This window comes from Streptomyces sp. TRM64462, assembly GCF_013362995.1.
Classification (GTDB): Bacteria; Actinomycetota; Actinomycetes; order Streptomycetales; family Streptomycetaceae; genus Streptomyces.
Genome location: NZ_JABWDV010000344.1, coordinates 1 through 14,128, shown reverse-complemented (window position 1 = coordinate 14,128; position 14,128 = coordinate 1). Strand labels below are relative to the sequence as shown.

12 protein-coding genes and 1 pseudogene are annotated in these 14,128 nt (G+C 70.9%); 9 read left to right on the top strand and 4 right to left on the bottom strand.

Translation table 11 applies throughout. The annotated features are described in order from the left end of the window. The first annotated feature begins 76 nt into the window (after positions 1–76). The 5 genes from atpA to HTZ82_RS17800 all read left to right on the top strand — a co-directional run bounded on the left by atpA (position 77) and on the right by HTZ82_RS17800 (position 5,270). The gene (atpA, locus tag HTZ82_RS17820; protein ID WP_175410389.1) at positions 77–1,675 is read left to right on the top strand and encodes a F0F1 ATP synthase subunit alpha; all 1,599 of its coding nucleotides are present in this window, start codon (positions 77–79) and stop codon (positions 1,673–1,675) included. 20 nt (positions 1,676–1,695) lie between these two features. Continuing rightward, the gene (locus tag HTZ82_RS17815; protein ID WP_175410388.1) at positions 1,696–2,613 is read left to right on the top strand and encodes a F0F1 ATP synthase subunit gamma; all 918 of its coding nucleotides are present in this window, start codon (positions 1,696–1,698) and stop codon (positions 2,611–2,613) included. Then, on the top strand, positions 2,613–4,055 hold the full coding sequence (atpD, locus tag HTZ82_RS17810; RefSeq protein ID WP_175410387.1) for a F0F1 ATP synthase subunit beta: 1,443 nt from the start codon (positions 2,613–2,615) through the stop codon (positions 4,053–4,055). The genes HTZ82_RS17815 and atpD overlap by 1 nt, the downstream gene beginning before the upstream one ends. 226 nt (positions 4,056–4,281) lie before the next feature. Next, on the top strand, positions 4,282–4,656 hold the full coding sequence (locus HTZ82_RS17805) for a F0F1 ATP synthase subunit epsilon (RefSeq protein ID WP_175410386.1): 375 nt from the start codon (positions 4,282–4,284) through the stop codon (positions 4,654–4,656). A 167-nt stretch (positions 4,657–4,823) separates the two neighbouring features. Beyond that, positions 4,824–5,270 (top strand): DUF2550 domain-containing protein, encoded by a 447-nt coding sequence (locus tag HTZ82_RS17800; RefSeq protein ID WP_175410385.1) that lies wholly within the window; start codon positions 4,824–4,826, stop codon positions 5,268–5,270. Between the two features lie 84 nt (positions 5,271–5,354). On the opposite strand, the gene HTZ82_RS17795 is transcribed toward HTZ82_RS17800, so the two are convergent. The 3 genes from HTZ82_RS17795 to HTZ82_RS17785 form a co-directional block, all read right to left on the bottom strand. Further along, positions 5,355–7,235, bottom strand: a complete 1,881-nt coding sequence (locus tag HTZ82_RS17795) for a glycoside hydrolase family 18 chitinase (RefSeq protein WP_254711933.1) — start codon at positions 7,233–7,235, stop codon at positions 5,355–5,357. Positions 7,236–7,361: 126 nt separating this feature from the next. Further along, complete coding sequence (locus HTZ82_RS17790; protein ID WP_175410384.1) at positions 7,362–8,036, bottom strand: response regulator transcription factor; 675 nt, start codon at positions 8,034–8,036, stop codon at positions 7,362–7,364. Further along, positions 8,033–9,211, bottom strand: coding sequence for a histidine kinase (locus HTZ82_RS17785; RefSeq protein WP_175410432.1), 1,179 nt, complete (start codon positions 9,209–9,211; stop codon positions 8,033–8,035). The genes HTZ82_RS17790 and HTZ82_RS17785 overlap by 4 nt, the downstream gene beginning before the upstream one ends. 190 nt (positions 9,212–9,401) lie before the next feature. On the opposite strand from HTZ82_RS17785, the gene HTZ82_RS17780 reads away from it, so the two are divergent. Next, positions 9,402–9,992, top strand: coding sequence for a hypothetical protein (locus HTZ82_RS17780; RefSeq protein WP_254711936.1), 591 nt, complete (start codon positions 9,402–9,404; stop codon positions 9,990–9,992). Between the two features lie 3 nt (positions 9,993–9,995). Here the strand turns inward: HTZ82_RS17780 and HTZ82_RS17775 are convergent, their stop codons facing one another. Then, on the bottom strand, positions 9,996–10,568 hold the full coding sequence (locus HTZ82_RS17775; RefSeq protein ID WP_175410383.1) for a cob(I)yrinic acid a,c-diamide adenosyltransferase: 573 nt from the start codon (positions 10,566–10,568) through the stop codon (positions 9,996–9,998). Between the two features lie 183 nt (positions 10,569–10,751). On the opposite strand from HTZ82_RS17775, the gene HTZ82_RS17770 reads away from it, so the two are divergent. The 3 genes and pseudogenes from HTZ82_RS17770 to HTZ82_RS17760 form a co-directional block, all read left to right on the top strand. Then, a complete protein-coding gene (locus tag HTZ82_RS17770) occupies positions 10,752–11,600 on the top strand; it encodes a 3-hydroxyacyl-CoA dehydrogenase family protein (RefSeq protein ID WP_175410382.1) in 849 nt (282 codons plus the stop codon). 144 nt (positions 11,601–11,744) lie between these two features. Then, complete coding sequence (locus tag HTZ82_RS17765) at positions 11,745–12,068, top strand: STAS domain-containing protein (protein WP_175410381.1); 324 nt, start codon at positions 11,745–11,747, stop codon at positions 12,066–12,068. Between the two features lie 346 nt (positions 12,069–12,414). Then, positions 12,415–14,128: pseudogene (locus HTZ82_RS17760) on the top strand (ATP-binding protein); the annotation flags it as partial.

Here is a 14,128-nt window from a genome sequence, read left to right as displayed (position 1 = left end):
GATGCAGAAGTTCTGGGGGGAGCCCCCAGATCCCCCAAAAGACTTCGGGCCCAACAAGGAGAGCAGGGAAACCCAGATGGCGGAGCTCACGATCCGGCCGGAGGAGATCCGGGACGCGCTGGAGAACTTCGTCCAGTCGTACAAGCCGGAGGCTGCCGCGCGCGAGGAGGTCGGTACGGTCAGCCTCGCCGGCGACGGCATCGCGAAGGTCGAGGGCCTGCCCTCGACCATGGCCAACGAGCTGCTGAAGTTCGAGGACGGCACCCTCGGCCTCGCCCTCAACCTCGAGGAGCGCGAGATCGGTGCCATTGTCCTCGGTGAGTTCAGCGGCATCGAGGAGGGCCAGTCGGTCCAGCGCACCGGCGAGGTCCTGTCCGTCGCCGTCGGCGAGGGCTACCTGGGTCGCGTCGTCGACCCGCTCGGCAACCCGATCGACGGCCTCGGCGAGATCGAGACGTCCGGCCGCCGCGCCCTCGAGCTGCAGGCCCCCACGGTCATGCAGCGCAAGTCGGTGCACGAGCCGATGGAGACCGGCTACAAGGCCGTCGACGCGATGACCCCGATCGGCCGTGGTCAGCGTCAGCTGATCATCGGCGACCGCCAGACCGGCAAGACCGCCCTGGCCGTCGACACGATCATCAACCAGCGTGACAACTGGCGCACCGGCGACCCGAAGAAGCAGGTCCGCTGCATCTACGTCGCCATCGGCCAGAAGGGCTCCACCATCGCGTCCGTCCGCGGCGCGCTGGAGGAGGCCGGTGCCCTGGAGTACACGACCATCGTCGCCGCCCCGGCGTCCGACCCGGCCGGCTTCAAGTACCTGGCGCCCTACACCGGCTCCGCCATCGGTCAGCAGTGGATGTACGAGGGCAAGCACGTCCTCATCGTCTTCGACGACCTGTCGAAGCAGGCCGACGCCTACCGCGCCGTGTCGCTGCTGCTGCGCCGCCCGCCGGGCCGTGAGGCCTACCCGGGTGACGTCTTCTACCTGCACTCCCGTCTGCTGGAGCGCTGCGCCAAGCTCTCCGACGACATGGGCGCCGGTTCCATGACCGGTCTGCCGATCGTCGAGACCAAGGCCAACGACGTGTCGGCGTTCATCCCGACCAACGTCATCTCCATCACCGACGGCCAGTGCTTCCTGGAGTCCGACCTGTTCAACGCCGGTCAGCGCCCGGCCCTGAACGTCGGTATCTCCGTGTCGCGAGTCGGTGGCTCCGCGCAGCACAAGGCCATGAAGCAGGTCTCCGGCCGCCTCCGCGTGGACCTCGCCCAGTTCCGTGAGCTGGAGGCGTTCGCCGCCTTCGGTTCCGACCTGGACGCCGCGTCGAAGTCGGCTCTGGAGCGCGGTAAGCGCATGGTCGAGCTGCTGAAGCAGCCGCAGTACCAGCCGATGTCCACCGAGAACCAGGTCGTCTCCGTCTGGGCCGGCACCACCGGCAAGATGGACGACGTCCCGGTCCAGGACATCCGCCGCTTCGAGACGGAGCTGCTGGACTTCCTGCACCGTGAGCACAAGTCGCTGATGACCTCCATCCGCGAGGGCGGCAAGATGTCGGACGACACCCTCGGCAAGGTCGCGGAGTGCATCGCCGACTTCAAGAAGCAGTTCGAGACGCACGACGGCAAGCTGCTCGGCGAGGACGCCCCGGCCACCGTCAACGTCTCGAAGTGACGACCGAAGGGACCTGATCCATGGGAGCGCAGCTCCGGGTCTACAAGCGTCGCATCCGGTCCGTCACCGCGACGAAGAAGATCACCAAGGCGATGGAGATGATCGCCGCCTCGCGCATCGTCAAGGCGCAGCGCAAGGTGGCGGCCTCCACGCCGTACGCGACCGAGCTCACCCGCGCGGTCACGGCGGTGGCGACCGGGTCGAACACCAAGCACCCCCTCACCACGGAGGCGGACACCCCGACCCGTGCCGCGGTCCTGCTCATCACGAGCGACCGCGGTCTGGCCGGCGGCTACTCCTCCAACGCCATCAAGCAGGCCGACCGGCTCACCGAGCGGCTGCGCGGCGAGGGCAAGGAGGTCGACACGTACATCGTCGGCCGCAAGGGTGTCGCCTACTACGGCTTCCGTGAGCGCAAGGTCACGGAGTCGTGGACCGGCTTCTCCGACAGCCCGAGCTACGCGGACGCCAAGACGGTGGCCGCCCCGCTCATCGCGGCCGTCCAGCAGGACACCGCCCAGGGCGGTGTCGACGAGCTGCACATCGTCTTCACGGAATTCGTGTCGATGATGACGCAGACGCCGGTGGACAACCGGATGCTGCCGCTCAGCCTCAGCGAGGCCGCGGAGACGTCGGGGACGAAGGGCGAGATCCTTCCCCTGTTCGACTTCGAGCCGTCGGCGGAGGACGTCCTCGACGCCCTGCTGCCGCGCTATGTCGAGAGCCGGGTCTACAACGCCCTGCTGCAGGCCGCCGCCTCCGAGCACGCGGCCCGCCGCCGGGCGATGAAGTCCGCCACCGACAACGCGGGAGAGCTGATCAACTCGCTCTCGCGCCTTGCCAACGCGGCCCGCCAGGCCGAAATCACCCAGGAAATCAGCGAGATCGTCGGTGGCGCCAGCGCCCTGGCCGACGCGACCGCGGGGAGTGACAAGTAATGACGACCACTGTTGAGACGGCCGCCGCCACGGGCCGCGTCGCCCGGGTCATCGGCCCGGTCGTCGACGTGGAGTTCCCCGTCGACGCGATGCCGGAGATCTACAACGCGCTGACGGTCCAGGTGGCCGACCCGGCGGAAGAGGGCAAGAAGAAGACGCTGACGCTCGAGGTCGCCCAGCACCTCGGTGACGGCCTCGTCCGTGCCATCTCCATGCAGCCCACCGACGGTCTGGTCCGCCAGGCCCCGGTGACCGACACGGGCAAGGGCATCACCGTCCCCGTCGGCGACTTCACCAAGGGCAAGGTGTTCAACACCCTCGGTGAGGTGCTGAACCTCCCGGAGGAGAACGCCAACGTCGGTGAGCGCTGGCCGATCCACCGCACGGCCCCGGCCTTCGACCAGCTCGAGTCCAAGACCGAGATGTTCGAGACCGGCCTGAAGGTCGTCGACCTTCTCACCCCGTACGTCAAGGGTGGAAAGATCGGTCTGTTCGGTGGTGCCGGTGTCGGCAAGACCGTGCTGATCCAGGAAATGATCATGCGTGTCGCCAACCTCCACGAAGGCGTCTCCGTCTTCGCGGGCGTCGGTGAGCGCACCCGTGAGGGCAACGACCTCATCGCGGAGATGGAGGAGTCCGGCGTTCTGGACAAGACCGCGCTGGTCTTCGGCCAGATGGACGAGCCCCCGGGCACCCGTCTGCGCGTCGCCCTGGCCGGTCTGACCATGGCGGAGTACTTCCGCGATGTTCAGAAGCAGGACGTGCTGTTCTTCATCGACAACATCTTCCGGTTCACGCAGGCCGGTTCCGAGGTGTCCACGCTGCTCGGCCGTATGCCGTCCGCCGTGGGTTACCAGCCGAACCTCGCCGACGAGATGGGCCTCCTCCAGGAGCGCATCACCTCGACGCGTGGCCACTCGATCACCTCGATGCAGGCGATCTACGTCCCCGCCGACGACCTCACGGACCCGGCGCCGGCCACGACCTTCGCCCACCTCGACGCGACGACGGTTCTGTCCCGTCCGATCTCGGAGAAGGGCATCTACCCGGCCGTGGACCCGCTGGACTCCACGTCCCGGATCCTGGACCCGCGCTACATCGCGCAGGACCACTACGAGGCCGCCATGCGCGTCAAGGGCATCCTGCAGAAGTACAAGGATCTCCAGGACATCATCGCGATCCTCGGTATCGACGAGCTGGGCGAGGAGGACAAGCTGGTCGTCCACCGTGCCCGTCGTGTCGAGCGCTTCCTTTCCCAGAACACCCACGCGGCGAAGCAGTTCACCGGTGTGGACGGTTCGGACGTTCCGCTCGACGAGTCGATCGCCGCGTTCAACGCGATCTGCGACGGTGAGTTCGACCACTTCCCGGAGCAGGCGTTCTTCATGTGCGGTGGTCTTGAGGACCTCAAGAAGAACGCCAAGGAGCTCGGCGTCTCCTGAGTCCCCTGAGGCGTGAGGGGGGCGGGCACGTCCCGCCCCCCTTCGCACAGCATCACCCGGGGGGCAACCCCCGGACCCCCGGCAGGGCAGCCGGAACTCGGCCGACTGGTCGGATTCCGGTCCGTCGCGGCCGGGATGGGTTTCGGCGTTTCGGCGTCGCCACCCCTACTAGACTTGTGACCCAACACCCGGCGAAACGACCGGGTGGTGACCCGAGGAGCCACCCTTGGCTGCTGAGCTGCACGTCGAGCTGGTCGCCGCGGACCGGAGTGTCTGGTCCGGCGAGGCCACCCTGGTCATCGCGCGCACCACCTCCGGCGACATCGGCGTCATGCCCGGCCACCAGCCGCTGCTCGGTGTGCTGGAGTCGGGCCCGGTGACCATTCGTACGAGCGAAGGTGAGACGGTCGTCGCCGCGGTGCACGGCGGTTTCATCTCGTTCGCCGACAACAAGCTGTCGCTGCTCGCGGAGATCGCCGAGCTGGCGGATGAGATCGACACCCAGCGCGCCGAGCGTGCGCTGGAGCGTGCGAAGGCGGAGGAGGACGCCGCTGCCGAGCGGCGCGCCGAGATCCGGCTGCGCGCGGTGGCGGCGCGCTGACGCACCGCTTCCATGTACGTCGCCGGTCGCCCCGTCCCGCGGGGCGGGCCGGCAACCCCTCAGCCGCGGCCCGGGCTGGAATCTCCAGACCGGGCCGCGGCTGAGGCGATGCAGGTGCAGGTACAGGTGGTACTCGGTTACGGGACGAAGCGAGGAGGTCGGTGGAGATGTTCCTCGCTCTGCTGGTGAGCGCACTGGTCGTCGCACTGGTGGTGATCGGGCTCTTCGTCTTCGGCCTGCGCCGGCGGCTGATCCAGCGCTCGGGCGGCACCTTCGACTGCAGCCTGCGCTGGAACGTCCCCGAGGGGGGCGACGCTTCCGGCAAGGGCTGGGTGTACGGGGTGGCCCGCTACAGCGGTGACCGGATCGCCTGGTTCCGTGTCTTCTCGTACGCGCCGCGCCCGCGCCGCGTCCTGGAGCGTTCCGCGATCGAGGTGCTGGCCCGCCGGATGCCGGAGGGCGAGGAGGAGCTGGCGCTGCTGTCGGACGCTGTCGTGCTCGCGTGTCTGCACCGGGGCACGCGCCTGGAGCTGGCGATGAGCGAGGACGCCCTCACCGGCTTCCTCGCCTGGCTGGAGGCGGCTCCGCCCGGGCAGCGTGTGAACGTCGCGTAGTCCTGTATACGTATGCGCGTACGGATCGGGCCGCACCCCCTCGTCGGGGGTGCGGCCCGATGTCGTACGTGAGGCGCCTACGGGTTACCCGAGGCCGCTGCGGATCGCGGTGACGAGCTCACCATTGGCGGTGTCGCCGCTGAACTCCCAGAAGAACGCGCCGCCCAGGCCCTGGTTCTTCGCCCAGGCCATCTTGGACAGGATCGTCGACGGGGTGTCGTAGCTCCACCAGTTGGTGCCGCAGTGCGCGTACGCCGTGCCGGCCACCGTGCCTCCCCCAGAGGGGGTACCCCCAGCCGGGCAGGAGTTCTTCAGGACCTTGTAGTCCTCGATGCCCTGCTCGTACGTGCCGGCCGCCGGGCCCGTCGCGGTGCCGCCCGGCTCCTTCTGGGTGACGCCGGTCCAGCCGCGTCCGTAGAAGCCGATCCCCAGCAGCAGCTTCGCGGAGGGGACGCCCTTCGCCTTGAGCTTGGTGATCGCCTCGGCGGAGTTGAAGCCGGACTGCGGGATGCCCGGGTACGAGGTGAGCGGGGAGTGCGGGGCCGTCGGGCCCTTCGCCGCCCAGGCGCCGAAGAAGTCGTACGTCATCACGTTGTACCAGTCGACGTACTGCGACGCCGGGCCGTAGTCCGCGGCGTCGATCTTGCCGCCGGCCGAGGCGTCCGCGGTGATGGCCGCGGTGACCAGGTTGTTCGCGCCGAACTTGGCGCGCATGGCCTGCATCATCTTGGTGAAGGCGGCCGGGCCGCTGGTGTCACAGGTCAGACCGCAGGCGTTGGGGTACTCCCAGTCCAGGTCGATGCCGTCGAAGACATCGGCCCAGCGCGGGTCCTCGACCAGGTCGTAGCAGGACTGCGCGAACGCGGCCGGGTTCTGGACGGCCTGGCCGAAGCCGCCGGACCAGGTCCAGCCGCCGAACGACCACAGCACCTTGATGTGCGGGTACTGGGCCTTCAGCTTGCGGAGCTGGTTGAAGTTGCCGCGCAGCGGCTGGTCCCAGGTGTCGGCCTTGCCGTCGACGGACTGGTCGGCGGTGTACGCCTTGTCGTAGTCGGCGTAGGCGTCACCGATGGTGCACTTGCCGCCCTGGACGTTGCCGAACGCGTAGTTGATGTGGGTGATCTTCTGGGCCGAGCCGGACGTCACGAGGTTCTTGACGTGGTAGTTGCGGCCGTAGACGCCCCAGTTGGTGAAGTACCCCAGGTTGATCTTGGCGCCGGGGCCGGGTCCGGGGCCCGTGCCGCCTCCGGTCGTACGGACCGCGACGGAGGCGCTGACCGGGCCGGTCTGGTCGGCGGTGTCACGGGCCTGGACGCTGTACGAGTAGTCTGTGCCCGCGGTCAGGCCGCTGTCCGTGTACGTCAGGCCGGTCACCGTGGCGACCCTGGCGCCGTCGCGCAGGACGTCGTAGTTCTTGACGCCCTTGTCGTCGGTGGCCGCGCTCCAGGAGAGCTTCACCGAGGTGTCGGTGATACCGGACGCGGTGGGCGTGCCCGGTGCGGAGGGCGGGTTGTCGCCCGGCTGGCTGGGGCCGCCGTCGCAAGACGCGCCGTTGAGCTTGCAGCCCGAGGGCGCGCCGGAGCCGGTGCCGTTGAACCCGAAGGTGACGGAGGCGCCGGGGGAGAGGGTGCCGTTCCAGCCCTTGTTCTTGGCGGTCCAGTGGGTGCCGCTGTTCGTGACGTCGGCGTCCCACGCGGAGGTGACCGAGGTGCCGGAGGGGAAGTCCCACTCGACGGTCCAGGAGCTGAGGGTGGTGGTGCCGGTGTTCTTCACCGTCCACTTGCCCTCGAAGCCCGAGCCCCAGTCCTGGACCTTCGTGTAGGTGGCGGTCGCCGAGGCGGCGGCCTCGGCGGGGGAGGCGAGGCCGACCATCGCGGCCAGCGGAAGCAGCAGGGCGGTGACTCCGGCCGTGGCCCTGGCCCGGAGTCTCGATCTGCGCGGTGGTGCTTGAGTGCTCGTACTCAACGGTGCTCCTCAAGGTGCGGACGGACATGGTGGGGGTCCGTGCGTCCGTGACATGTGCGCGCCGTGAGCGTAGGAAGGTCTGGACCAATCGTCAATAGGTCCAGACCAGTCGGAAGGGTGTTCGCGTCAGACACCCAACTCCTGTGCCAGCACCGCCGCTTGAACCCTGCTGCGCAGCCCGAGCTTCCCCAGCAGCCTGCTGACGTGCGTCTTCACCGTCGCCTCCGCCATGTCGAGACGGGCCGCGATCTCCGCGTTCGACAGGCCCTCGCCCACGCACGACAGCACCTCGCGCTCCCGGCGGGTCAGCGGCTCCAGTACGGCCGCCGGGTTGGGCGCCCCTTCCGGCCGGGCCGGCCTCCGCGGCGCGGCGAACTCCGCGATGAGCCGCCGGGTGACCGCCGGGGCGATCAGCCCCTCGCCGCGCGCCACCGTCCGTACGGCCTCGACCAGGTCCCGGGCCTCCGTGTTCTTCAGCAGGAACCCGGCCGCGCCCGCCCGCAGGGCGCCGAAGACGTACTCGTCCAGGTCGAACGTCGTCAGGACCAGGACGTCCGCGAGACCCTCGGCCACCACCTGGCGGGTCGCGGCCACCCCGTCCAGCAGGGGCATCTGAACGTCCATCAGGACCAGGTCCGGCCGCAGCTCGCGGGCCAGCCGCACCGCCGCCTCGCCGTCGCCCGCCTCCCCGACGACCTCGATGCCGGGCGCGCTGCGCAGAATGAGCACGAGCCCGGCCCGTACCGCCTTCTGGTCCTCCGCGACCAGCACCCGGATGGAATTGCCGGAAGTCGGTGTCATGTCGACGGCTCCTTGTCGTCCTCCGCCACGGGCAGCACCGCCCGCACCCGCCACGTCTTGTGCCCGCCCTCGTCGACCGGGCCCGCCTCGAACACCCCGCCCAGCAGCGCGACCCGCTCCCGCATGCCCACAAGACCGGCCCCCGAGCCGGGCGCGCGCGGACCTGGCCGATTCCCGTCGTACGAGCTGGAGACCCGTACGGTCAGGGCGCGGTCCGCCTGGTCGACGCGCACCGCGACCGCGCCAGGGTCGGCGTGCTTCAGGGCGTTCGTCAGCGACTCCTGCACGATCCTGTACGCGGCGAGCTCCACGGGCGCCGGCAGGCGGCCGCCGCCCTCCCCTGAGGTGCCGGTCAGCGTGAACGTCAGACCGCTGGCCGCGCCGCTCACCTCCGCCTGCCGTACGAGCGCGGCGATCCCGTCCAGGGTCGGCGCGGGCGCCGGCTCGTCGCCGCCGTGGCCGTCGCCGTCCCGCAGGAGGCCGATCAGCCGCCGCATCTCGGCCAGACCCTCGACGCTGTTCTCGCGGATCACGCCCAGCGCCTCGCGGCTCGTCCCCGGATCGTCGAGGGACAGCGCGGCCGTCGAGTGGATCGCGATGGCCGAAAGGTGCCCCGCCACCATGTCGTGCAGCTCCCGCGCCATCCGGGCCCGCTCGGCGACCACCGCCTCCCGGCGGTCCATCTCCGCGAGCAGCGCCGTCTGTTCCGCCCGCAGCCGCGCCGCCTCTGCGGCCTCACGGTGGTTGCGGACGATGGCGCCGGTGGTCGCGGGCGCGAAGGACACCAGGCCGGTGAGCACCCCGATCAGCAGCGCCTGGGCATCCTGGAACCAGGCCAGCGACACGATGGACACGCCGACCGTGATCAGCCCCGTCGTCACGGGGATACGCCGCGCGGAGGCGGGCGTGCCGTACACCACCGCCGCGTACACGAGGTCCGTGAACATCAGGATCGTCGCGATGTTGCCGCGCGTGAGCTGGTCCGCGACGACGGCGGCCGTGCCGACCAGGAGCGCGGTACGCGGAAGGGTGCGCCGCACCAGTTCGAGCCCGGCCGTCACGAACAGCGGGACCAGCATCAGCCACGTCGAGTGGAACAGGGCGTACTTCGGGCCCTGCATGTGCAGCCCGAGCGCCCACAGCACCAGCCCGCCCGCAAGACCGGTGGCGGCCATGAACACGTCGTCGCGGTGCGGGGGCGGGGGAAGTCTCACGCTGCCATCCAACACGGTGGGCGGCGCCCGGTCGTCCTCGCACCGGCCGAGCCGCCGCGGCGTCGACTACATCGAAGGATGCAGTACGGCCCGTACGAAGTCGTCACCCGCGACGACGAAGCGCGGCCCGCCGGGCGGCACGCTGGAGGGCATGGTCCTCACCTTGATCGTGGCGTGCGAGGTCGGCTTCTGGGTCCTGCTGGCGGCCGGGCTCGCCGCGCGCTACCTGCTGCGGATGCCCCGCACGGGCGCCGCCCTGCTGCTGTGCGAGCCGCTGCTGGAGGTCGTCCTGCTCGTCGCCACGGCGGTCGACCTGCGGAACGGCGCCGAACCGAGCTGGAAGCACGGGCTGGCCGCGCTGTACATCGGCTACACCGTCGGCCACGGCCACCGCACCGTGAAGTGGCTGGACGGCCACGCCGCCCACCGCTTCGGCGGCGCGCCCCGCCCGGTCGGCCCGCCCCGCCACGGCATGGCCCGCGCCCGCCACGAGGCCCGCGTCTGGCTCGGCACGCTGCTGGGCGCGGCGGTCGCGACGGTCCTGCTGTGGGCCGCGATCCGGTACGTCGACGACCCGAGCCGCGTCGGCCCGCTCCAGAGCTGGATGGGCGCCGCGTGGCGCGCGGCCGGGATCCACGGGCTCATCGCCCTGTCGTACGCGATCTGGCCCAAGAAGCCCACGGCTGCCCGAATCGGGGGCTCCGCCCCCGAACCCCCGCTTCTCAATCGCCGGAGGGGCTGAGATTCAGCGCTCGCCGCCCGGTACCCACAGCACGTCCCCGACCTCCCTGTTGGCCACCCGCGCCAGGATGAACAGCAGGTCCGACAGGCGGTTCAGGTACGTCGCCGTCAGGGCGTTCATCGTCTCGCCGTGCACCTCAAGCGCAGCCCACGTCGAGCGTTCCGCGCGGCGGACCACCGTGCACGCCTGGTGCAGGAGCGCTGCCCCCGGGGTGCCGCCCGGGAGGATGAAGGAGCGCAGCTTCTCCAGGCACTCCAGGAACCGGTCGCAGTCCGCCTCCAGCTTGTCCACGTACGACTGCTCGACCCGCAGCGGCGGGTACTTCGGGTTCTCGACCACCGGCGTCGACAGGTCGGCGCCCACGTCGAACAGGTCGTTCTGCACGCGGACCAGGACCTTCACGACCTCCTCCGGGAGGCTCCCCAGCGCGATGGCCGTGCCGATGACGGCGTTGGCCTCGTTCGCGTCGGCGTACGCGGCGATCCGCAGATCCGTCTTGGCGGTCCGGCTCATGTCCCCGAGCGCCGTCGTGCCCTTGTCCCCGGTGCGGGTATAGATACGCGTCAGATTGACCATACGGTCAGCCTAACCACGCCCGCGTTCCGGTGTGATGTCCGTCATGTGAGACGTGACGCGCATCTCTTCACCGCCACAGAGCGGCTCCCGGGCGCTAACCTCCCGCCGGAGAACACTTAAGTGAACGCGTGTTACCGGGGGTCCGGGGGTCGTCCCCGGAAAAGCGCAGTAAGGGGACAGATCGTGGCCAGGAAGCTCGCCGTCATCGGCGCCGGACTCATGGGTTCCGGCATCGCGCAGGTCTCGGCCCAGGCGGGCTGGGACGTCGTGCTGCGCGATGTCACGGACGCTGCGCTGACCCGGGGGACGGACGGCATCAAGGCGTCCTACGACAAGTTCGTGTCCAAGGGGAAGCTGACGGCCGAGGACGCCGAGGCCGCCCTCGCCCGCATCACCACGACCACCGACCTCGACGCGGCCGCCGACGCGGACGTCGTCGTCGAGGCCGTCTTCGAGAAGCTCGAGGTCAAGCACGAGATCTTCCGCGCCCTCGACAAGCTCGTACGGGACGACGCCGTCCTCGCCTCCAACACCTCCGCCATCCCGATCACCAAGATCGCGGCCGTGACGGAGCGCCCCGAGCGGGTCGTCGGCACGCACTTCTTCTCGCCCGTCCCGATGATGCAGCTCTGCGAGCTCGTCCGCGGCTACAAGACCAGCGACGAAACCCTCGCCACCGCCCGTGAGTTCGCCGAGTCCGTCGGCAAGACCTGCATCGTCGTCAACCGCGACGTCGCCGGCTTCGTCACCACGCGGCTCATCTCCGCGCTCGTCGTCGAGGCCGCCAAGCTGTACGAGTCGGGCGTCGCGTCCGCCGAGGACATCGACATCGCCTGCAAGCTGGGCTTCGGCCACGCCATGGGCCCCCTGGCCACCGCCGACCTGACCGGTGTGGACATCCTGCTCCACGCCACCAGCAACATCTACACCGAGTCGCAGGACGAGAAGTTCGCGCCGCCGGAGCTGATGCGCCGGATGGTGGACGCGGGTGACATCGGGCGTAAGAGCGGGCAGGGCTTTTACAAGCACTGACCCTCCGACGCCAGAGCGCCGTCACCCCATGGGGTGAATTGGGTATCGGTTCGCTTACAACGCGCAACCGCTCTGCCGATGCGGCAGTCAGTTGTTGCAACAGAAAGACGTGACGGACAAGCACAGCACTCTCGGGGAGCGCATATGCACATCAGGGGCGACCACACCGAGCTGGTCGTCGGGGGCCGCCTCGACGTCCGCAGCGCGGCGGACGCCCGTACGGTCCTGCACTCGGCCGTCGACGACGGCGCCGGCGACCTGGTGCTCGACCTGACCGGCCTCGACTCCTGGGACGCCACCGGGCTCGGGGTCATCATGGGTGCCCACCGGCGGGCCGGCCGCTGCGGCCGCCGTCTGGTGCTGCGGGGCGTACCGCCCCAGATGCAGCGCCTCCTGGTGGCCACGCGGCTGCACCGGATCCTCGCCATCGAGGGCGGCATCGCCGCTGAATCGTTGCCCCGGGTCTGACCTGTCCGCCTCGGACCGCCTCTGACTGCCGCAGAGTGAAGCGGACCGATACGGACCGATACAGAGCGACACGGACCGGTCCGGCGCCGGTGACCATCCGGCGCCGGACATCGGCATATGCGGGCGTAAAACGCACCAGGCACGCCGCAGGCGCCCAATCCTCATAAGACCGTGACGTCTTGGGCGGCCGGTACCCCGGCTGTTCCGGGATGCCGGTCGAACGTCTAGGGTTTCGGACGTCTGCCCATCGACGGACCCACACGGCGGGCACCGGACCAGAAGCGACACCGCGCGTACACCGGCCGGGAGGGGCTTCGCCGCACGACGCTTTTGGGGGCTTTCACCCATGGACCCGATGAACCGGCGGCCGGACGACGACGGCCACCGCACCGCCGACACCGGCGCCCACGCCGACGGCGGCACCGGACGCCCTCGCCCGCCCCGCGACGAACTCCCGGCCCCCCTCGCGGCCGGCAAGGGCGGCCCCGCGCCCGCCCGCACCGCGCAGCTCATCTCCGGCGACTTCCTGCTCACCGTCAACCCCGTCGACGGCAGCGAGATCGAGCCCTGCCCGCCCGGACGCCAGCCCGAGCCACCCGCCCGGCGCACCACCGGCGAGCGCGCCGACCGCGAACGCGCCGCCGCCCCGCCCGTACCCTCCGGGCCCACCACCGCGCCGCTGCCCCTCCTCGACCGCGACGAGCAGCGCGACCGCCTCGTACGGCTCCTGTCCCGCGGCCGTTCCGTACGCCTCACCGGACCGTCCGGCTCCGGGCGCAGCCGCCTCATCGACGCCGTCGCCCCCGAGTGCGCCGGCCTCGCACCCGACGGCGTCATACGCCTGTCCGGCCACCGCCGCACCCCCACCGAGCTGCTGTACGAGCTGTTCGCCGCCGTCCACAGCGCTGCCGGCCACCGCCCCGACCGCACCGCGCTCCTCGCGTACGTCCGCGAGATCGGCGCCGTCGTCCTCGTCGACGACCTGGAGTTCGGCGGCACCGCGCTCGACGAGCTGCTCGACGCCGCACCCGAGTGCGCCTTCCTCCTCGCCACGACGCCCGACGTCCCGGCGCCCTCCGCCGACGCGGTCGTCGAGGAGCTGTTCCTCACCGGCCTCGACCGCCCCGCCACCCTCGAACTCCTCGCCCGCGCCACCGACCGCGCCCTCACGGAGGACGAGGCCAACTGGGCGGGCGACCTCTGGTTCGAGTCCGAGGGCCTGCCGCTGCGCTTCGTCCAGGCCGCCGCCCTGCTGCGGCAGCGCGACGCCCTCCGTACCCCCGCCGCCGACGACACGGACGACGAGGACACCGACGACGGCAGTGTCTTCACGGACGCCCGCGCACTGCCCCTGCCGAGCCTCGGCGAGGCCGCCGCGCCCGCCGCGCTCCTCGCGTCCCGGCTCTCCGAGGCCGCCCGCGAGACCCTGCGCTTCGCCGTCGCGCTCGGCGGCGAACTCCCGCACCAGGCGCACCTCCCGGCCCTCGTCGGCGACACGCACGCCGACGCCGCGCTCGGCGAGCTCCTCGGCTGCGGTCTGCTGACGCCCGTCGGCCCCCGCCACCGGCTGGCCGCCGGCATCATCGAGCAGCTCACCGAACGCGGTTACGCGGAGGGCTCCCTGACCCGCGCTCACACCGCGGCCCAGCACTACGCGTGGTGGGCCGGGCACCCGTCGGTCGCCCCCGAGCGGGTCGCTGCCGAGGCCGACGCCGTGCTGGCCGCGCTGAACGTCCTCGCGCCGAGCCAGGAGGCCGGGCACGCGAGCGCCGCCGTGCTCCTCGCCCGCAGCGCGGCGCCCGCTCTCGCGGCCGCGCTGCACTGGGGCGCCTGGGAACGGGCGCTGCGCGCGGGGCAGGCGGCGGCGCGGCGCGCGGGCGAGGTCGCGGAGGAGGCGTACTTCCACCACGAGCTGGGCGTCCTCGCGCTGTGCGCGGGCAACCTGGACCGGGCCCGCGCCGAGCTGGAGGCGTCCATCGGCATGCGCGGCGCCCTCGCGGACAAGCGGGGTACGGTCGCCGGGCGCAGGGCCCTCGCCCTGGTCGCCGACCGCGAGCGCG